Source organism: Acinetobacter boissieri (assembly GCF_900096955.1).
GTDB lineage: Bacteria > Pseudomonadota > Gammaproteobacteria > Pseudomonadales > Moraxellaceae > Acinetobacter > Acinetobacter boissieri.
In genome coordinates this window covers 39525-57906 of the sequence record NZ_FMYL01000003.1, presented here as the reverse complement: position 1 = coordinate 57906, position 18382 = coordinate 39525, and the positions used below count along the sequence as shown (strand labels likewise).

Below are 18382 nucleotides of genomic sequence, written 5' to 3'. Positions count from 1 at the left end.
TTAAAAATAACCTTCTTGCTTTTTCTTTTCCATTGACCCTGCTTCATCATGATCAATCATACGGCCTTGGCGTTCTGAACTGGTGGTTAAAAGCATTTCTTGAATGATATCTGGTAAGGTGTCTGCACTTGATTCAACTGCACCTGTGAGTGGATAACAACCGAGTGTACGAAAACGTACTGGCTTTAACGTTGGAGTTTCACCTTCACGTAATGGAAAACGCTCATCATCAATCATAATGAGTGTACCATCACGCTCAACCACTGGACGTTTTGCTGAATAGTATAGCGGTACAATTGGAATTTGCTCTAGGTAGATATATTGCCAAATATCAAGCTCTGTCCAATTCGACAGTGGAAAAACTCGAATACTTTCATCCTTATTGACTTTACCATTGTAGATATTCCACAGCTCTGGACGCTGATTTTTAGGGTCCCAACGGTGTTTGCTGTCACGAAAAGAATATACACGCTCTTTGGCACGAGATTTTTCTTCATCACGGCGTGCGCCACCAAAGGCTGCATCAAATTTATACTTATCGAGTGCTTGCTTTAAGGCTTGCGTTTTCATGATGTCAGTATATTTTGAGCTACCATGATCAAACGGGTTAATGTTGGCAGCCATTCCCTCTAGATTTTTATGTTCAATCAGTTCCAAGCCGTGTTTTTTGACCATATCATCACGAAAAGTGATCATGTCTTTAAACTTCCAGCCTGTATTGACATGCATTAGGGGAAAAGGCAATTTTGCTGGATAAAAGGCTTTCATCGCCAAATGCAACATCACAGCCGAATCTTTACCAATCGAATATAACATCACAGGGTTTTCAAACTCTGCAGCCACTTCACGAATGATATGAATACTTTCAGCTTCAAGCTGTTTCAGGTGAGTTAATCTTTCCTCAGTCATCAATATTACTCAGCTTAATGCAAAATGTTAATAAACTATGTTATCACGCTTCTAAGGCCTGCGTACCTAAGCGAGTTATAACGATTTTCACATAACTAAATCAATTTTTATGCTTTAGTCTGTTGCAAAAATTAACGCTTTTTTCTAAAGCATTTAAAGGCAATGGCTTCCTTTTTTTGTTATAACAGAACATTCGTTTTATTGGAAAATAACACATGGATATTTTAGAAGTTGCTCAAACACGCTATACCACCAAAGCTTATGATTCAGACAAAGTGATTGCCGAAGCAGATTTTTTAAAATTACTTGAAGTGTTACGCCTAACGCCATCTTCTGTCAACATTCAACCATGGCATGTTTATATTGCACAAACGCCTGTAGCAAAGCATCGTGTCGCACTGTCTATGGGTGGCATGTACGAAAGCAATGCAGCCAAAGTTCTAAATGCATCTCACACACTCATTCTATGCACTCGCACAGATGTGACAGAAGATCATTTAGCACAATTATTAGAGCAAGAAGACAGATCTGGGCGCTTTAAAAGCACCGAAGCCAAACAAGCTCAGGCCAAAGGCCGTTCAGGTTATGTTAATTTATACCGTAATGAACTACAAAACTTAGATCAATGGTTAGAGAATCAAACTTTTATTGCATTAGGTCAACTACTTTTAGCAGCAGGTGCTGAAGGGATTGATGCCACACCAATTGGTGGTTTTGATGAAAAAATAATATCTGATGAATTTGAACTAGAACAACAAGGCCTCAGACCCTCTGTTGTGGTGACTTTAGGCTATCGTAGCGAGGCAGATAGCAATGCCACTTTACCTAAAGCACGTTTTCAAGATAAATATATTTTTACCACACTATAATTATTCAACTTGGTTTCATCGCCAACATTAAACAAAGCACCGCCACAATAGCCATTGTTACACTTAAGCTTAAACGTGGCGTGAGCTTTTCTTTAAATAAAACAACACCACTCATGACACCGAATACGACAACCAGTATATTCATAGATGCAAAAACAATCGCTGGGCTGTCGTGCAATGCTCGGTGTGCATTGACATACAATGCAATATTTGCAAAGTTCAGCATGCCAACAATGAGCCCTGCGCAAATATTTTGCCACTTTAAAAGCTGTTTTTTGGCTTTAATAAAGGTTGCTAACAACGAAAGCATACCAGCGAAAACAAATATTAAATTTAAACTGATCGCAAAACCTAAGCCTAAACGGCTATTATACTTCAGCAAAATATCGACCAATGCATAGCCTACCCATACTGCGACCAACGCCCAAATACCTTTACTAGACAGATTGGGTTGTGACATGGATGTCTTTTGTAAGACCATCAACACGACTGCAACTACTCCAATCGTAAAACCACAGAATTTAAGTGCTGACATACTTTCATTAAATACGATGTACGCTGCTAAAATGGACAGTACCACTGATAAACGCTGTACAATTTCAGTTTTAATCATGCCTGCGTGTTGTAGTGACTTAGACAATGCAAAAAAGATACTTGGCAGTAACGCGCCCAATAATACAATAAGCCACCATGGTACATTTTGCGGTATTAAATGTGCCATGTCTGGTTTAAACCACAAAAAACATAAAAGTGATGCAACTGCATAATTCCATGTAATGATTGCTAAAATATTTAATCCTTGGCTGAGATATTTTTTAACAATAAGGGATACTCCAACACTGCATAGTGCAGCTAGAAAAATAAGTAACATGTTTTTCCTTAAATTATGATTATATTTTCTTAGGCTATTTTATAGGTATCATAAAAAAACCTGCAACTTAAAAGTTACAGGTTTTTTTAAGGCAAAAGTACGCTTAATGGCTTGGTGTCACCGTAGATGCTGTACCTGTATATTTTTCATCAAGTACAGGCTTATCTAATGCATCAATTTTTGCTTGTTGATCTGCACTTGTTGTAGCGGACGGCGTTGCTGCTGAAGCTGTTGCTTCTGTATGCGCTTTTTCATCCACTTTTTTTGCACAACCAAACATGAGTGGTGTAACCATTGCAATCATTACGAGTACTTTACTGTTCATTACTTATCCTTTTACATTAACTGCGATCTAACAAAGCTGCAACGGCTGGCAAGGTCTTGCCTTCTACAAACTCTAAGAATGCACCACCGCCAGTTGAAATATAGCTAATATTTGCTGCAACGTTGTATTGATCAATGGCGGCCAATGTATCACCTCCGCCTGCAATTGAAAATGCTTCACTGTTTGCAATCGCTAAAGATAACGCTTTTGTTCCTTCACCGAATTGCTCTACTTCAAACACACCCACTGGCCCATTCCATAAAATGGTTTTAGCTGTTTGCAGTAAATGTGCAAATGTAGCTGCTGTTTCTGGGCCTACATCTAAGATCATATCATTTTCAGTCACATCAGCGACTTTTTTCACAATCGCTTTACTATTTGACACAAAACCCATGAAGTCACTACCAATATCTGATGCATCTGCAACCACAACATCTACAGGTAAAGGAACACTAACCTTTGCTGCAATTTCTTTTGCAGTATCAATCAGGCTTGGCTCATACAGTGATTTACCCACATTATAGCCTGCTGCTGCAAGGAAGGTATTGGCAATACCACCACCAACAATCAATTGATCGCATACAGTAGATAAAGAGTTTAAAACATCTAGTTTAGTCGATACTTTTGAACCTGCAACAATCGCAACCATCGGCTTTGCTGGTGTTTTTAAAGCACGGCCAAGTGCATCAAGCTCAGTGGCCAATAATGGCCCTGCTACAGCGCTTGGTGCTAAACGTGCAACACCTTCTGTCGATGCTTCAGCACGATGTGCTGTACCAAATGCATCCATGACAAATACGTCACACAGATTGGCATATTTTTGCGCAAGCTCTGCACTGTTTTTCTTTTCACCGTGGTTAAAACGAACATTTTCAAGTAATACGACTTGCCCTGCTTCCACTTCAACGCCGTCTAAGTAGTCTGTTTCTAAACGAACGGTCTGCCCTAATGCTTCAGACAAATAAGCAGCAACTGGTGCTAAAGACTGCTCGGCTTTTGGCTCACCTTCTACAGGACGGCCTAAATGCGAACACACCATGACAGCAGCACCTTTTTGTAGTGCTGTTTTAATTGTTGGAAGCGCAGCACGCAAACGCGCGTCACTGGTAATTTGTCCTTGTTTAACCGGTACATTTAAGTCTTCACGAATAAGAACACGCTTTCCTTGTAAATCAAGATCTGTCATGCGTTGAAATGTCATTGTATTACTCCCTAGTATTATTTGATCTTCAATGTAATATATCTTAGACCAAGATATGTAAAAACGTTAGTATCTTTAGTATAAGAGATGGGTAAAAAATATTATCATCTTCATTTTAACTCAAACGTGTAATTCGAGCCTTTATGTCTATTCATCCTGATCCAAAAATAAATAAATCTAACGTCTTTCACGAGCCTTTAGCCAGTTGTTGTTTTGACCCAATTACGGGCTACTTCCGTAACGGCTTTTGCCATACTACACCAAGTGATCTTGGACAGCATACTGCGTGTGCATTAATGAGTGCTGAGTTTTTAAATTTTTCTCAAAAAATTGGTAATGATTTAATTACACCTGTACCTGAAATTGGCTTTAATGGCTTACAACCGGGCGATTACTGGTGTATTTGTGTCACACGTTGGGTGGAAGCATACGAAGCAGGCGTTGCTCCTCAACTTAAACTCAGTGCATGCCATTATTCTATGCTGAGCTATGTACCAATGGATATTTTGCTTGATTATGCAGTGTAAAACCAAACACATGCTATATCTGTGTAGACTTATGCTTTAAGATAAGCGAGATCTTCTCCTTGTATACTATATGGAATTATTATGTCGCAGGCACTTAAGGTTCTTGGCGGGTTATCTGCTGAAACTTTCCTTCGTGAATATTGGCAAAAAAAACCGTTATTGGTTCGTAATGCACTGCCTGAGCTTGTCACATTACTTGAACCTAGCGATATTCAAGAACTTGCGCTCGAAGATCATGTCACTGCACGACTTATTTTACAACAAGGCAAAGCACACGATCAGTGGCAAACGAAAAGCTCCCCCCTCAAAGCCAAAGATTTCAAAAAGTTACCACAATATTGGACTTTATTGGTTCAAGCCGTTGATCAGCACAGTTTAGAACTTGCAGAGATGTGGAAGAAATTTTCTTTTATTCCACAGTGGCGTAGAGATGACATTATGGTCTCATATGCCCCCCAAGGTGGCTCGGTTGGGCAACACTTCGACTTTTATGATGTTTTTTTAGTACAAGGGCACGGAGAACGCCGTTGGCAACTGGGGCAAATGTGTGATGCCAACACTCCCTTAGTCCCGAATCAACCGCTTAAAATTTTACCAGACATGCAAGTTCATTTTGATGAAGTTCTACAACCGGGCGATTTACTCTATGTACCGCCAGGACTATCTCACTATGGCGTGGCAGAAAATGAGTGTTTAACTTATTCTTTTGGTTTTCGTATGCCTAACGTTGCCAGTATGCTTGACCGAGTGAGTGATCAGTTTGCAGATAACAATGCGTTTAAAAATCCTGTCGTTGACGTTATCCGCCAAAATAGTACTGCAATCGGTGAAGTGTCTACCCTTGAATTTGAACACTTAAAAGCGCAGTTGATTGATGCTCTCAAAAACAGTACATGTTTTGATGCAGGCATTATGCAACTGATGTCTGAACCAAAATATCCAGACAATATTCCTGAAGCAGATGAACTAGAGCTCAGTGATTTATTAGAAGTTGCTGAAGAGAGTTATCAATTACAAGTCGACCCTGCTTCACGCCTCTTATATCAAACAAAAGCAGATCAAGTAACTTTTTGGGGTAACGGTGAAAAGACCACTGTGTTACTGTCTGAATCTGACGTATTAAAAGCCTTGGCAGATGGTGAAACATTGGCTCTAAACAGCGAAATTTTAGCACATGACAGCATCTCATCAGTGCTTCAGTTCATTAATGATGCTGTACTTATGCTTATTCCACCACAAGATGAAGAAGATATTGTTTAGTGGTAAATACGACCATTAGATTTGGCATGTAAAAAAGCAGGAATTAATCCTGTTAACGCTGAGCGAATATCTTCTCGTTCATTAATTAATTGATGCGACCCTTCTTCTAAAATAAGAAGGGTTTGTAATCTAAATTTTTTTCTGACAAATTCAATATTATAACGCCAATCTACCGTTTGATCTAAAGCGCCTTGTGCCAACCAAACAGGAATACGACATGCAGGTCTTTGTTCCATTTCAAGCATCCACTTAGACATTGCTAGAATCCAAGCCATACCCATCATGCGTGGTTGTAAAGGGTCTTTTAAACGCACAAAGCGTAAAAAAGCAGGGTTATGATTATTACGCCTAAAATGTCTCGGTACTTGTTTTTTTATACGTCGAATGATGCCTAAACCTACAGGATTATGCCACCATGCAGATTTTGCAGGTCTTAATAATGGCGAAAGTAACAATACACGCTCAACATAAGGATTCTTTCGTTGTTGTGCATACTCTAAAATGTGATGCATGAGAATTGCACCGCCAGTACTTTGCCCGATACCAAACCACGGCTGTGGCAACTGAGGTGCATGATTCACATATTGGTAGACCTTATCTAATACTTCTTGGTAATGGTCAAAATGGTCGATATTAGCAGCCGACCCCGTACTTAACCCGTGGCCAGGTAAATCGAAGGTAACAATACTAAAACCTTGAGCTAAAATTTCTTTCAGTAATGGCTGGTATAATGCGCTGTGCTCTAAATAACCATGTAATAAAAATACAGTACCTTTGGGTGCCTGTTTAGGTGCAAATACTTGAGTATGTAATTTAAACCGTGCCAGTTCAATCATTCCCTGCCAATACTCACATACCAATTGATCTAAGCCATATAATTTTTGATAAGCAAGCAACTCACCTTTTGGCTTATATGGACGATATAAATTGAGTGCTGGTAGCTTTTTTGGTGTACCTTCTCTGCTTGGAATAGGTAGCTTTAACTGCTGCAATATATCCGGTGTTAGAAATGGAATATCGGTCATTTATGGAACCTCACGGCAGTCGCTTGTGCCAAATAACATATCTCTAATTGTTGCCAAAAGCTCATAGTTTGCACGGCGACTATGGTCGTAATTTTGCAAAGCAGGTCTCCACTGTGTTAACGGTTCTGGCATTGGTGCACTCACAGGTACTGTTGCAATACCATTTAAAGCAAAAAGGCGCCGTGTTCTTGGCATATGGTAAGCATCTGTAATTAAGATTACATTAGGCGCACCACCTTTTTTCTGCAATAACAATGAACTAAACCGTGAGTTTTCACAGGTATTCATACTTCTATTTTCAAGTAATTTAGCATCGACCCCACGGGCTTGTAACCATGTTTGCATATAGGGAGCCTCTACACCACTTAAGAGGATGGGTAGAGGGTTTTGTTGCTCTATCTGTAACGTGGTTTCCAGTCTTAAGCGTGTATAATTATTCACCATTATTTTTTTTGTCGCTTTATCTAAAGTTAAACCACCACCAAGCACAACAATTGCAGAAGGTTTAGCCGGGTCAGCTCTGACTTCAGTGGTTGTTGTAGATAATTTTTTTAAATCTTGCGTCATCTGATCTGTTACAGGTGATATTGGCTTATCAATTGGATAATGCTTTAAAAAGTAGTCATATTTATCAAGCATGGCTTGGGTGTTTTCATCACTATGTGTTGCGCTCAGCGCAAGAACTTCTTGTTGCATCTTTTGTTTAAGATGCACATGTTGACCATGTTCAGTATGGCTGAGTGGCTCTGAGGCATTCTTAGTTTGTACGACTTCCGATGCACTTTCTTCTTCATCTAAGGTTGTTTTTTGTATTTGCTTTTCCAAGACTTGATAGCGCTGTGCAATGACATTCAAGCTGTTGATATCTTCTTTTTGTGCAGTGTCTTGGAGTACTTTCAAATAGGCTTGGCGCGCAATCCATAAGGCAGAACCTGGCTCTAAATCGTTATGCTCGCTCAGTGCTGCAATTTGCTGACTTTTAGCAGCAACAACATTTACTTCAACAGAAACAATATGGTTAAGTATAAATAGAACTGACTTTGAGTAAAATGGCGTAAACACAAATACAGCAATACAAACACATAATATGGCCAGCCATACAGTCCATTTTATGAGTTTAAGTAATTGCTGAATGGTTTTTGACATCATGAGTTAAATCTATCTACGAGGCAATTGTGCCATTGGGTAAAAATCTGACAGGCTCTGGTTCAAGCCAAATCGAAAATTGCTGTTGCACAGCGTGCTGTACCAAAGCATACGTGTGTTGAACTTCTTGTAAGCCAGCTTGGTCATAATTTACTAAAACCAAGGCTTGGCGTTCAAACATACCTACAGCACCATGTTTACGCCCTTTCCAGCCGACTTGTTCAATAAGCCAACCTGCTGCGACCTTAACATATCCATCTGGCTGCAGATAGTTTGGCATGTTCGGAAATTGAACACTCAATTGTTGATATTGTGTGTGTGTAATGATTGGATTCTTAAAAAAACTCCCTGCATTTGGATATTGTTCGGGGTCTGGCAACTTACTTTGTCTAATTTTAATCACTTGTGACTGCAAGTTTTCTGCTGTTTTTTCATCGCCAACTGCTGCTTTTAAGTCGCCATATGCCAAATTTAAATATGGTGTTCTAGATAACTTAAAACGAACAGAGAGAATAATATAACGTGTAAGGTCTTGTTTAAAAATACTTTGCCTATATGCAAATTGACACTCATGTGCAGCTAAACAAACGTACTGTTTTGTTATGCGGTCATAGACTTGTACGGATTCAATAAACTCCCCAACTTCTACTCCATATGCACCAATATTTTGTACAGGTGATGCACCAACTAATCCAGGGATTAAAGCTAGATTTTGTAATCCATACCATTTTTGCGCTGTGCTATATAACACAAATGTATGCCAATTTTCACCTGCTGCAACATCAACTGTAATATCTGCTGATGTTTCTGTTACTACAGAAATACCTTGTATATGCATATGCAGTATTAATGCATTTAAATGCTCAGGTAGTAACATATTACTGCCACCAGACAAAATCACACAGTTTAGTTGTGCTTCATCTGCAAAATTTAAAGCATCTTCTACATCGATATGACTATAAATTTTACAATAGTGACTGACTGTTGCAGGCAGCTTTAAAGTATTAAAGGCTTGCAACTGAACTTGGGTTTGAATTTCTAGCACGTTTTTCTCTAGCCAATATGTTGTTTTTTAAAGTACGTAGCCCATGCCTGACTGGCAGACTCACATTGATCTAACACCTGATCAAAGCCAAGCTCACCCCCATAATAAGGGTCTTCAATCGGTTGATTAGTTTGGTGAGCATCAGACTCCGTCATGAGTGCCAATGTTGCAATTTTTGATGAATCTTTGACCTGTAAAACTGCCTGCTGCCGTAACTTTTTGAGCTCTTTTAAATTCTCTAAATCCATAGCTAAAATAAGATCGAAATCATACCAATCTTTAAGCTGTATTTGTCTTGCTTTAAGTGTAGACAAATCATAGCCTCTACGTTTTGCATGGGCTTGACTACGTGGGTCAGGTGCAGCATTTGGATGATAGTTACTTGTCCCGGCTGAATCGACCAATACATTTAAATGGTGCTGTTTTAAAATGCAACGTAATACTTCTTCAGCAGTCGGTGATCTACAAATATTTCCTAAACATACACACAGGACACGATACGGTTTCATACTCAACCTCATAAGCTTTATTTGAGTTGGATATCTTCAATCTGTGCATCAAAGGCGTGTAATAAGTTTTTAATCACAGGTTCATTTTCCAACATAGTTTTTGCTCGTGTATAAGCTTGCTTTTTTCTATGCTCTTGTAACATTGATGCAGTCGTCCCATGAACATCACCATATAAGATGGTGAATTGTGTGCTAGGTAGTGTCTTGAGTAGCATCTGTTCAAAATCATTTTGGTGTTCTTGCAAAATTTTGGCATACTCATTTGGAATATGAAAAGTAGACACGCCATTTACTTCACCACTCATGGTGCCATAACTGGCAATATTTTGTATAGCAGGTGAAAGTTCACTTGATCTAAACCAATATTCCCACTTCTCAACGTTCCACTCACCCGACATGGTTTGCTGTGGTATTTGTAAAATTTGCTGTGGTGTTAAGTCAACTTCGGGTTGCTGTACTCGTATTGGAGTATTTTCTTCTAGTGCTATATGTGATTCAAACCCATCGCTGAATGGTTCAGAAATAACTTCCTGTTCAACATCAAGACTGCCCATTTCATCTAAAGAAAAAGGGAAAATCTCTTTTTGTGGCGCGACATATGGTAAATTTACAGCTGTATGTTGTGAAGGTACATCTACTGAGACCAATGTTTCAGCATTAATCTCAAAATTAATTTTTTCAGTCGTATCAGTCGTATCAGTCGTATCAGTCGTATCAGTCGTATCAGTCGTATCAGTCGTATCAGTCGTATCAGTCGTATCAGTCGTATCAGTCGTGAGTATGTCTGATGTGCTTACTGTTGCGTGATTTATTTTTGGTGGAATATATTCATTAATTGCCAAAGGTTTGAATGCTAACAACCTCAATACACACATTTCAAAGCCTTGCTCTTGCGTGACCGCCCACGACAACTCTGCGCGTGCTTTACTTGAAATTTGATAATAAAGTTGTAAATCTTGCGCCGATATACACTGTGCAAGATGCTTAATTTTTTGATTAATATCTTGGCTATACTGCAATGATAAATCAGGTAAGTATTGTATGAGTGCCAATTCATGTAACGTCGATATTAACTGATCAAGTACCAAGGCTACGTCTAAAGCTTGTTGTCTAAACTGTAAAAGTAATTGAGCGACTTTTTGTTGTTGGTTCTCATGAATCGCTAAAATTAAATCGTAAATAATAGACCGATCGATTAAGCCCAACATGTCTTTGACATCTTGGTGATTTATCTGACCTTGCCCATATGCAATCGCTTGGTCTGTTAATGACAATGAATCACGTACAGAACCTTGTGCTGCCTCAGCAAGCTGCCACAACGCATCTGACTCATAACCAATTTGCTCTTTGTCTAAAATTGTGACCAGATGTTGACTAATTTCAGTCATATCTAGTGGACGCAAAGTAAACTGTAAGCAACGAGAAATTATCGTTACAGGTAGTTTTTGTGGATCTGTCGTTGCAAATAAAAATTTAACGTGTGCAGGCGGTTCTTCTAATGTTTTAAGAAGTGCATTAAATGAATGTGTTGAGAGCATGTGTACTTCATCAATCAAGTACACTTTGAAACGGCCTTGCGTTGGTGCATAAGGAACGTTATCTAATAGTTCTCGGGTATCTTCTACTCTGGTACGAGATGCGGCATCTATTTCAATTAAGTCAATAAAACGCCCTTCATTAACAGCTTTACAGGTATTGCACTGCTCACATGGTGTTGAAGTAACGCCTGTTTCGCAGTTCAAACATTTAGCTAAAATTCGAGCAATGGTTGTTTTACCCACACCACGTGTGCCAGTAAATAAGTAAGCATGATGCAAACGTCCTCGCTCTAAAGCACTGGTAAGCGCTCTAGACACATGGTTTTGTCCAACCAACTCGTTGAAGTTACGTGGACGATATTTTCTTGCTAGAACCTGATACATGAATGCTCCCTGACTACAGCTATAAGCATACTGTTTTTCTACCGAATAGTGAACTCACTAACGTTCTGATTCACTTAATTTTAAGCAGTCTATTTAAATTTTCGCTTTACTTGATTGGTAGAAAAGCTCGGCATCGGGGTTTAAATTAAATTTAGTTTTTATATAGTAAGTACAATACAAATCATTGATAAGTGATCTGACTATCTTTATTAATGTATTTAACCTAGGTTATAAATAAATATTGATATTAAAATCCAATCATTGTTGTTCAATTTGAAATAGATTTAGCACTTTTTCTCAATCTGAAATGGCATTTTTTTCTAATTATGAATTTAAATTAAAACAGTATAATTAAATTTTAAAAAATAGCTTAGGCTATTTAAAAAACCGAGTCATGTCTTGAGGTGACCAGATACATAAATTTGGTGCGTTTGCCGATCAAATAAATAGTTATCTGAATTGCTTAATGAAAGTACAACATCTTGCCCTATATATAAAGGACTATTAAAAGACACCGTAAAATCATAGTACGCTGGTAAATTTAGTCTCGCCATCATACTTGCTTGGCTCCACATACCATGTGCAATAGCTTGATCTAATCCAAAAGCTTTGGCACCGAGATCATGTAAATGTACTACATTAAAGTCACCTGAAATAAACGCATAACGGCGAATTAAAGATTGTGTGACTCTCCATTGTGCAATAGTTTGTGTCTTAATGTTTAAGTATTTGAATCTATCTTTGTGCTTTGGTTTCAAATAAGTACTTTTTGATTCTGCAACTATACGATCTTGCTCATAAATAAAGCTCACAAATTCAATTAAAATACCATTTTCTGTCTGAACAGCATTTCCAAACTGACACGTTATTTTGTAAGCCACATTTGCATTAAGTCGTTGATACTGTATGACTTGATTTTTATCATGAATTAACTCCATGACTGCAATTGGGAAATTTTCTTTTGTCATCATATACATATGTAAAATTTGTGCGCGCATTGCAAAGTATATAGCAGGAATATAGCCATCATTTTTAAAACCACAGATTTCATTATATGTAACTAAATGCTTTGGTTGTACTAAACACGGTGCAACCTCATAAGATACGTCAGGTAATACAATTTGCTCAGCGGAAACTTTCTTATTTTTAAATATACCCTTAATTATAGCCGGATAGGTTAAATACGCTTTAGGCAGTCGATTAAAGCAACGAACTTTCACTTTATTTCCTTTAAAATTAGGCTATCTCAGTTTGTATATCATCAATTCTTAAACCAAAATCAAGTAGTTGCGTAAAATACTGCTCCACGACTTGGGCTTGATCTGCAGTATTTTCAACTTGATACATATCTTGTCTAAATTGATTACTACCACGTAATCCTTTGGTATACCAAGAAATATGTTTTCTTGCGATACGGCACCCTGAATACTCGCCGTAAAAATCATACAACTCAGACAAATGGCCTAGTAGAACATCTCGTACTTCAATTATTTCAGGCGCAGCAATATGCTTACCTGTTTTAAGATAATGTGAAATCTCTCGAAAAATCCATGGTCGACCTTGTGCAGCACGACCAATCATTAATGCATCGGCACCCGTTTCATGAAGCACTTGCTTAGCTTTTTCAGGTGAGTCAATATCACCATTTGCAATAATAGGTATACTCACAGTCTGTTTTACTACTTTTATTAAATCATAGCGGGCATTGTTTAAATACATATCCTCACGAGTGCGACCGTGTAATGCTAAGGCAGAAATACCTGCTTGCTCGGCTCGTAAAGCTATACGTAAAATATTTTCCTGACCATTTGAGAAACCAAGTCGTGTTTTTAATGTCACAGGAACATCTACAGCAGCTACAACCGTATCTAAAATACGTGCGACAAGATTTTCATCTTGTAGTAATGCAGAACCTGCAAGCTTATTACATACTTTTTTAGCGGGGCACCCCATATTAATGTCTACAATTTGAGCACCATTTGCCACTTGGTAGCGTGCAGCCTCAGCCAGTTCAATAGGATCTGATCCTGCAATTTGTGCAGAAATAGGTGCGATTTCACCATCAAAATTTGCGCGATACAAACTCTTTTTACTCATGCGTAATGTTTTATCTGATGTCATCATTTCACTTACCGCATGGCCAGCCCCGAAGTACTTACAAAGCGTTCTAAATGGACGATCTGTAACACCTGCCATCGGTGCAACCCAAATCTTCTTATCTATTGATTTATCAAACAATTCTGTAACTACTTTGTTTTTACTCAATTTATAGTTTCCTATATTCTCAATGATTCTTAAACATTTTCAATGATTCTATACTATCCATTGCTAAAATAATGCTACAATTTTTTCATTTGTAGCAATGCATAATTTTTAGCACCAAATTTAGGTATAAATAGCATGGGAACCATTACAAAGCGTCAAAAAGTAGATGGCAAATTTACATATACAGCACAAATACGAATTAAAAGACCAGATAAAACCACATTCAATAAGACCAGGACTTTCAACAAAGAAAATGATGCCAAAGATTGGATAAAAAGAATTGAAGCAGAGATACTGGTTAATCCCGAGTTATTGAATCCTGAATCGGCAGCTAAATACAAAACATTAAAAGATCTGATCAAAAAATATTTAGATGAAGCAGACGGCTTTGCTAGAACAAAAACTTGGACGCTTAACTACCTAGCTAGTTTAAGCATTTCCGAGAAAAATATCTATTCATTAACCAGACAAGATTTTTCAGATCATGCACTCTATCGTAGAAAAGGCGATCCATCTATCGGACTTGAAGGTGTTGCTCCCTCAACTGTTCTTAAAGAGCTAAGTCACGTTAAAGCGGTCTTGGTCCATGCTGAATATGTGTGGGGTGAAGATGTTGAAGGTGTCATCAATGAATATGAAAAGGCTTTAGTAGGCTTACGTAAATCTAGAATTGTGACCAAAAGTAAAACTAGAGATAGATTACCAACAAGCCAAGAACTTCAGGCACTCACAACTCACTTTTATAAAAGTTGGAAAAGAGAAAAACGATCTGTACCGATGCATCTTATTATTTGGTTCGCAATTTACTCTGGACGTAGAGAAAATGAAATATGTTCACTACGGCTGAATGACTACGATCAATATAACTCTCAGTGGCTTGTTAGAGATGCTAAACACCCTGATGGCTCTGAGGGAAATCATAAATATGCCCACCTAGAGCCTAAAGCTATTCACTTGGTTAATTTATTCATGGAGGGTGATACGAGATCTAGAATGCTTGAATTGGGATATGATGCAAATTTACTAATTCCTGTCAGCTCTCGTACTGTTTCATCATTTTTTACTCGTGCATGTAAAGCATGCGGCATAGAGGATCTACGTTTCCATGATCTGAGACATGAAGCGGCAACACGCTATGCCGAAGATGGCTTTTCTATTCCAAAACTACAAACAATCACCCTGCACGAGTCTTGGAATACACTTAAACGCTATGTAAACCTAAAAAAACGTGGTCACAGATTAGAATTTGAAGAAGCACTACATAATGCTGAAGAGGGATTTAATACCCATTATAAAGAATGGAACAAGACACAACGTAGTTATTCCAATATGGACCAATTTGAAGCATTTGGCCTAAACCGTAGTGATGAAATCATCACACCCTACTCCTTTATTAAAGCTCAACTAAATGAGTTTATCGAGCAGCATAAACAAGATAAGTTTTTTATTCGTAAGCATGTTAAAAAGTTAGATACCAAACAGCCTTTTGCTTGGAATAAGGATAAGCAAGAGTTTTATATTGCTGAGATCCAAATTGCTTGGCTAGATTGGTTTACTGAAAATGGTATAGTCGATTGGTCTGAACTTCCAAAAGAAGCGTCCCACTTTTCATTTAAAAATAATCGTGTCATTCGATTATTTAAAAACAGAGTGCTTGAGTTTGATCAAGAGCTAGAGGCTTGGATTGATATATCAGATAACTACTATCTTGATGAAAGACTACATCTCATAAAATAATCTAGTAATATTATAGGCACCTAATGCTCCAATTTATATCTTACATTTTTGAATTTCCAGTAAACTCTCCATCATCAAATATACCATGGGTAGCGGTAGGGGCAATAGTTGCTGCAATCATTGCAGCAACTATTGCATTTATTACTATGGTCGTTACTAAAGAAAATAGTGTTTCACAGTTTCGCCAAAATTGGATTAATGAACTACGAGAAGATATAGCTATTTTTATTAGTAGCATTAATTTATTAGATGATCTCAAAGAAGAAGAACAACAACAACAACAACAAAGATATTCGGATTTCAAATCAGCTGATTTAAAATCTGAGGAGAAAAAACATAAAAATGACTTAAAATATAATATTCATGAGAAATACATGAATATTGATATGAAGTTAAGTGGAAAAGATATATATGATCGAATCTTAAAAGAGTTAATAAAAATTATTTATGAAGATTTTTTAAATAAAAATAGTAACCCTAGTAAAGAATATATGAATTTATTAAATGCAAACTTATTAATCCTCCTAAAAAATGAATGGATAAGAGTTAAGAATGGAGAAAAATGGTTTTCTAGATCAAAAACTATAGTTCCTAGTGCTCTAATAGCACTAGGCCTAATAAATATTGTATTGTTAAACCCATTCGACCATAGCCCATTAATAATATTTTCAGGCATATTCCTGATAATATTTCTCTTTGGTATGGTCTGTCATAAAATTATAATATATACCAGAGAAGAAAATCATACTTATACCAAGGATTATATAGAAAATATTATCAAAAAACTTAAAGATCTTAACCATAATGAAATAATTTCTAAACTAAGTGATAAAAAAACCTTAGAGAAATATTCAAATAAAATATAATCAATTTAACCACATACAGATAATAATTACTTTACTAGTAATATTTATCAGATTGGAAAATATATGACATTTTCGTTACCTACTGATCGTTTCGATAAGTTTCTAACCATAGGGGGTATGTTTCTATTATTTTGGGCGGTAAATATATCCGTTACAAATTATGAGAAAGCCGAACATGCAAGAATTAAAGCGATGGTTATTGCTCAAGATGTTCAATATAAGTATAAAGACTATTCTAATGCAGTAAACAGAGGAGCTGAAATTTATAATAATGCAATTAAAAATAAGGAAGACCCAAAAAAATATAAAACTGAGATTAACAAAAGTCTAAAAGATGTTGAGAAATATGATCCAATTATCAGACAAGCCACTCTTGACATGCTAGAAGCATCTAACAACTTGGTTTTATTTGAAAGAATAAGGAATTTTTGGCTTTTCATAACAATAATTGTTTTTGCTGTAGGTATAATTTCAACTATTATAGGATTAATAAGTTGGTATAAGTCCCATACAGCAGAGCTCAAATAGTCATTTAGTCCAATTCTCGCTTATTCGCTCTGCATCAGCTTCGTGTCCATCAGCTCTTTCCGCCATCTTTCTATATTCTGTGACGCACTGATCGAATACGTTTGAGAGTGTTTTTGTGTACTCGTCACTGGCTTCTCTAGTAGCTGTGGACAGACGTTTGTGTGCAATGGCAAGTTGCTTTGACAAGCTGTTAGCATGAGACTCAGCAATACGAGCATCATGTGAGATTTGTTTAATTTTTTCACTGTAGTTTCTCTCCGCTTCGAGTGCTTTTTTTGCATAATCTTGTTCAATCTTTCGAGCATTGGCTTGGGCTTGAACCAGTGCTTCAGTCTGTTTCTGCACATAACTCGCATGATCAAGTTTCTGCTGTTGTATCTCAATGTCTTTATGATTGAGATACAACAGACAGACAGTGAATAAAAAAGCGAGTAATGCAATGATGCACTCTCGCCAGAACTTCAAAACAACTGCTAAATAGATCATTGATTCTCACCTATACATTTGTCATAGCGTTTGAGCTGACGTGTATATACGCCATAACAATTATTGGATCTGATTGAACAATCACGCCCTGCAGTAAACCGATACTTCAAAAGCGATTTACATGCTTGTACGTAATTACCCTTAATTAAGCTTGAACGAATAGATGACTTGTTGAATGTGCCTATGCCAAACTGATAAACAAAGTCGATATACACGTCATATTCAGCTTGAGACAGCTCGACATTCGGTATCGATTGTTTAAACTGTTTTTCAATTTTAGATACGTGATGACGTAAGTAATAATCTGCTTTTTCACGTGTGATGGGTTTATCTGTCATTTTTACAGGCATACCATTTGGATATATTGTCGTGCCATGGCCAAGTGTCGGAACATCACCCTTTGTTGGAATGGTAGGAATAGATGTATAACCCTCATCTATCTTTATGCCCGCAATCATTAAACTAGAAACCCCTAAAAGTGTAGCGATTACTCTATCTCTTGTATTCATTTAGCTCCGCCTTCTTTTTTTCTATTTCTAGACGGTGTAACTCATCTGCACGTTGATCTTGTTTATGCTTGTAACGCCAATTCATAAAAAAGCTAAATGCTGTAAATGCAAGACTAACCAGGGCAATAGAAATACCTATTTTTGCAACAACATCAAGTTGTGAAATTGCAGATACAATCCCCGCACCAGTCGTTGTATATGCTGCAGTTATTGTTGTTTTACTTGTAAATGCTGTACTTGCTGTATCTAGCAGTTGTTGCCGATCTGTCATTGTTCTACCTTTTGACATTATTAGATTTGATTACTTCATTGAGAGCTTTGAATAAAGCCAATTTTTCATCTGATTTTTGTTTAACGATCTTTTTCGCCGTGGTCCATGCTT

20 protein-coding genes are annotated in these 18382 nt (G+C 37.3%); 6 read left to right on the top strand and 14 right to left on the bottom strand.

Going from position 1 to position 18382, the window contains the following annotated elements:
- On the bottom strand, positions 1-909 hold the full coding sequence (gene cysD / locus BLS38_RS03850) for a sulfate adenylyltransferase subunit CysD (RefSeq protein ID WP_092747025.1): 909 nt from the start codon (positions 907-909) through the stop codon (positions 1-3).
- 215 nt (positions 910-1124) lie between these two features.
- Here cysD and nfsB point away from each other — a divergent pair, with 215 nt between their 5' ends.
- On the top strand, positions 1125-1778 hold the full coding sequence (nfsB, locus tag BLS38_RS03845) for an oxygen-insensitive NAD(P)H nitroreductase (protein ID WP_092747024.1): 654 nt from the start codon (positions 1125-1127) through the stop codon (positions 1776-1778).
- A 4-nt stretch (positions 1779-1782) separates the two neighbouring features.
- Here nfsB and BLS38_RS03840 read toward each other — a convergent pair whose 3' ends face one another.
- The 3 genes from BLS38_RS03840 to BLS38_RS03830 all read right to left on the bottom strand — a co-directional run bounded on the left by BLS38_RS03840 (position 1783) and on the right by BLS38_RS03830 (position 4175).
- Positions 1783-2649, bottom strand: coding sequence for a DMT family transporter (locus BLS38_RS03840; RefSeq protein WP_092747023.1), 867 nt, complete (start codon positions 2647-2649; stop codon positions 1783-1785).
- A 103-nt stretch (positions 2650-2752) separates the two neighbouring features.
- Positions 2753-2974 (bottom strand): hypothetical protein, encoded by a 222-nt coding sequence (locus tag BLS38_RS03835; protein WP_092747022.1) that lies wholly within the window; start codon positions 2972-2974, stop codon positions 2753-2755.
- A 16-nt stretch (positions 2975-2990) separates the two neighbouring features.
- Positions 2991-4175 (bottom strand): phosphoglycerate kinase, encoded by a 1185-nt coding sequence (locus tag BLS38_RS03830; RefSeq protein WP_092747021.1) that lies wholly within the window; start codon positions 4173-4175, stop codon positions 2991-2993.
- 143 nt (positions 4176-4318) lie between these two features.
- Here BLS38_RS03830 and BLS38_RS03825 point away from each other — a divergent pair, with 143 nt between their 5' ends.
- Together BLS38_RS03825 and BLS38_RS03820 are read left to right on the top strand one after the other, a co-directional pair.
- A complete protein-coding gene (locus tag BLS38_RS03825) occupies positions 4319-4702 on the top strand; it encodes a DUF2237 family protein (protein ID WP_092747020.1) in 384 nt (127 codons plus the stop codon).
- 81 nt (positions 4703-4783) lie between these two features.
- Entirely contained in the window at positions 4784-5962 is a 1179-nt protein-coding gene (locus BLS38_RS03820; protein WP_092747019.1) for a cupin domain-containing protein, read from the top strand.
- Here BLS38_RS03820 and BLS38_RS03815 read toward each other — a convergent pair.
- The 7 genes from BLS38_RS03815 to dusB all read right to left on the bottom strand — a co-directional run bounded on the left by BLS38_RS03815 (position 5959) and on the right by dusB (position 13889).
- Positions 5959-6987, bottom strand: a complete 1029-nt coding sequence (locus BLS38_RS03815; protein ID WP_092747018.1) for an alpha/beta hydrolase — start codon at positions 6985-6987, stop codon at positions 5959-5961. The two genes, BLS38_RS03820 and BLS38_RS03815, sit on opposite strands and share 4 nt — an antisense overlap.
- Positions 6988-8133 (bottom strand): YdcF family protein, encoded by a 1146-nt coding sequence (locus BLS38_RS03810; protein WP_092747230.1) that lies wholly within the window; start codon positions 8131-8133, stop codon positions 6988-6990.
- A gap of 16 nt (positions 8134-8149) precedes the next feature.
- Positions 8150-9178: a UDP-N-acetylmuramate dehydrogenase gene (murB, locus tag BLS38_RS03805; RefSeq protein ID WP_092747017.1), complete on the bottom strand. Its 1029-nt coding sequence runs from the start codon at positions 9176-9178 to the stop codon at positions 8150-8152.
- A gap of 8 nt (positions 9179-9186) precedes the next feature.
- Positions 9187-9687: a low molecular weight protein-tyrosine-phosphatase gene (locus BLS38_RS03800; protein ID WP_092747016.1), complete on the bottom strand. Its 501-nt coding sequence runs from the start codon at positions 9685-9687 to the stop codon at positions 9187-9189.
- Positions 9688-9704: 17 nt separating this feature from the next.
- Positions 9705-11609, bottom strand: coding sequence for a DNA polymerase III subunit gamma/tau (gene dnaX / locus BLS38_RS03795; RefSeq protein WP_092747015.1), 1905 nt, complete (start codon positions 11607-11609; stop codon positions 9705-9707).
- A gap of 392 nt (positions 11610-12001) precedes the next feature.
- Positions 12002-12829 (bottom strand): MaoC family dehydratase, encoded by an 828-nt coding sequence (locus tag BLS38_RS03790; protein WP_092747014.1) that lies wholly within the window; start codon positions 12827-12829, stop codon positions 12002-12004.
- A gap of 16 nt (positions 12830-12845) precedes the next feature.
- Positions 12846-13889, bottom strand: a complete 1044-nt coding sequence (gene dusB, locus BLS38_RS03785; protein WP_425283459.1) for a tRNA dihydrouridine synthase DusB — start codon at positions 13887-13889, stop codon at positions 12846-12848.
- Between the two features lie 120 nt (positions 13890-14009).
- Between dusB and BLS38_RS03780 the strand changes: the two genes are divergently transcribed.
- The 3 genes from BLS38_RS03780 (at position 14010) to BLS38_RS03770 (ending at position 17005) form a co-directional block, all read left to right on the top strand.
- The gene (locus BLS38_RS03780; protein ID WP_092747012.1) at positions 14010-15611 is read left to right on the top strand and encodes a tyrosine-type recombinase/integrase; all 1602 of its coding nucleotides are present in this window, start codon (positions 14010-14012) and stop codon (positions 15609-15611) included.
- Between the two features lie 23 nt (positions 15612-15634).
- A complete protein-coding gene (locus tag BLS38_RS03775) occupies positions 15635-16477 on the top strand; it encodes a hypothetical protein (protein ID WP_092747011.1) in 843 nt (280 codons plus the stop codon).
- 63 nt (positions 16478-16540) lie between these two features.
- The gene (locus tag BLS38_RS03770; RefSeq protein WP_092747010.1) at positions 16541-17005 is read left to right on the top strand and encodes a hypothetical protein; all 465 of its coding nucleotides are present in this window, start codon (positions 16541-16543) and stop codon (positions 17003-17005) included.
- Here the strand turns inward: BLS38_RS03770 and BLS38_RS03765 are convergent, their stop codons facing one another.
- The 3 genes from BLS38_RS03765 to BLS38_RS03755 are packed head-to-tail and all read right to left on the bottom strand — an operon-like array spanning position 17006 to position 18271.
- Complete coding sequence (locus tag BLS38_RS03765; protein WP_092747009.1) at positions 17006-17491, bottom strand: hypothetical protein; 486 nt, start codon at positions 17489-17491, stop codon at positions 17006-17008.
- Positions 17488-18000, bottom strand: a complete 513-nt coding sequence (locus tag BLS38_RS03760; protein WP_092747008.1) for a glycoside hydrolase family protein — start codon at positions 17998-18000, stop codon at positions 17488-17490. Before BLS38_RS03760 ends, BLS38_RS03765 begins: the two co-directional genes overlap by 4 nt.
- Positions 17984-18271 (bottom strand): phage holin family protein, encoded by a 288-nt coding sequence (locus BLS38_RS03755; protein ID WP_092747007.1) that lies wholly within the window; start codon positions 18269-18271, stop codon positions 17984-17986. Before BLS38_RS03755 ends, BLS38_RS03760 begins: the two co-directional genes overlap by 17 nt.
- Between the last annotated feature and the right edge of the window lie 111 nt (positions 18272-18382).

Coding starts and splice junctions, on each gene's coding strand:
- cysD (WP_092747025.1), bottom strand. CDS start 909: ATGACTGAGGAAAGATTAACTCACCTGAAACAGCTTGAAGCTGAAAGT.
- nfsB (WP_092747024.1), top strand. CDS start 1,125: ATGGATATTTTAGAAGTTGCTCAAACACGCTATACCACCAAAGCTTAT.
- BLS38_RS03840 (WP_092747023.1), bottom strand. CDS start 2,649: ATGTTACTTATTTTTCTAGCTGCACTATGCAGTGTTGGAGTATCCCTT.
- BLS38_RS03835 (WP_092747022.1), bottom strand. CDS start 2,974: ATGAACAGTAAAGTACTCGTAATGATTGCAATGGTTACACCACTCATG.
- BLS38_RS03830 (WP_092747021.1), bottom strand. CDS start 4,175: ATGACATTTCAACGCATGACAGATCTTGATTTACAAGGAAAGCGTGTT.
- BLS38_RS03825 (WP_092747020.1), top strand. CDS start 4,319: ATGTCTATTCATCCTGATCCAAAAATAAATAAATCTAACGTCTTTCAC.
- BLS38_RS03820 (WP_092747019.1), top strand. CDS start 4,784: ATGTCGCAGGCACTTAAGGTTCTTGGCGGGTTATCTGCTGAAACTTTC.
- BLS38_RS03815 (WP_092747018.1), bottom strand. CDS start 6,987: ATGACCGATATTCCATTTCTAACACCGGATATATTGCAGCAGTTAAAG.
- BLS38_RS03810 (WP_092747230.1), bottom strand. CDS start 8,133: ATGTCAAAAACCATTCAGCAATTACTTAAACTCATAAAATGGACTGTA.
- BLS38_RS03800 (WP_092747016.1), bottom strand. CDS start 9,687: ATGAAACCGTATCGTGTCCTGTGTGTATGTTTAGGAAATATTTGTAGA.
- dnaX (WP_092747015.1), bottom strand. CDS start 11,609: ATGTATCAGGTTCTAGCAAGAAAATATCGTCCACGTAACTTCAACGAG.
- BLS38_RS03780 (WP_092747012.1), top strand. CDS start 14,010: ATGGGAACCATTACAAAGCGTCAAAAAGTAGATGGCAAATTTACATAT.
- BLS38_RS03775 (WP_092747011.1), top strand. CDS start 15,635: ATGCTCCAATTTATATCTTACATTTTTGAATTTCCAGTAAACTCTCCA.
- BLS38_RS03770 (WP_092747010.1), top strand. CDS start 16,541: ATGACATTTTCGTTACCTACTGATCGTTTCGATAAGTTTCTAACCATA.
- BLS38_RS03765 (WP_092747009.1), bottom strand. CDS start 17,491: ATGATCTATTTAGCAGTTGTTTTGAAGTTCTGGCGAGAGTGCATCATT.
- BLS38_RS03760 (WP_092747008.1), bottom strand. CDS start 18,000: ATGAATACAAGAGATAGAGTAATCGCTACACTTTTAGGGGTTTCTAGT.
- BLS38_RS03755 (WP_092747007.1), bottom strand. CDS start 18,271: ATGACAGATCGGCAACAACTGCTAGATACAGCAAGTACAGCATTTACA.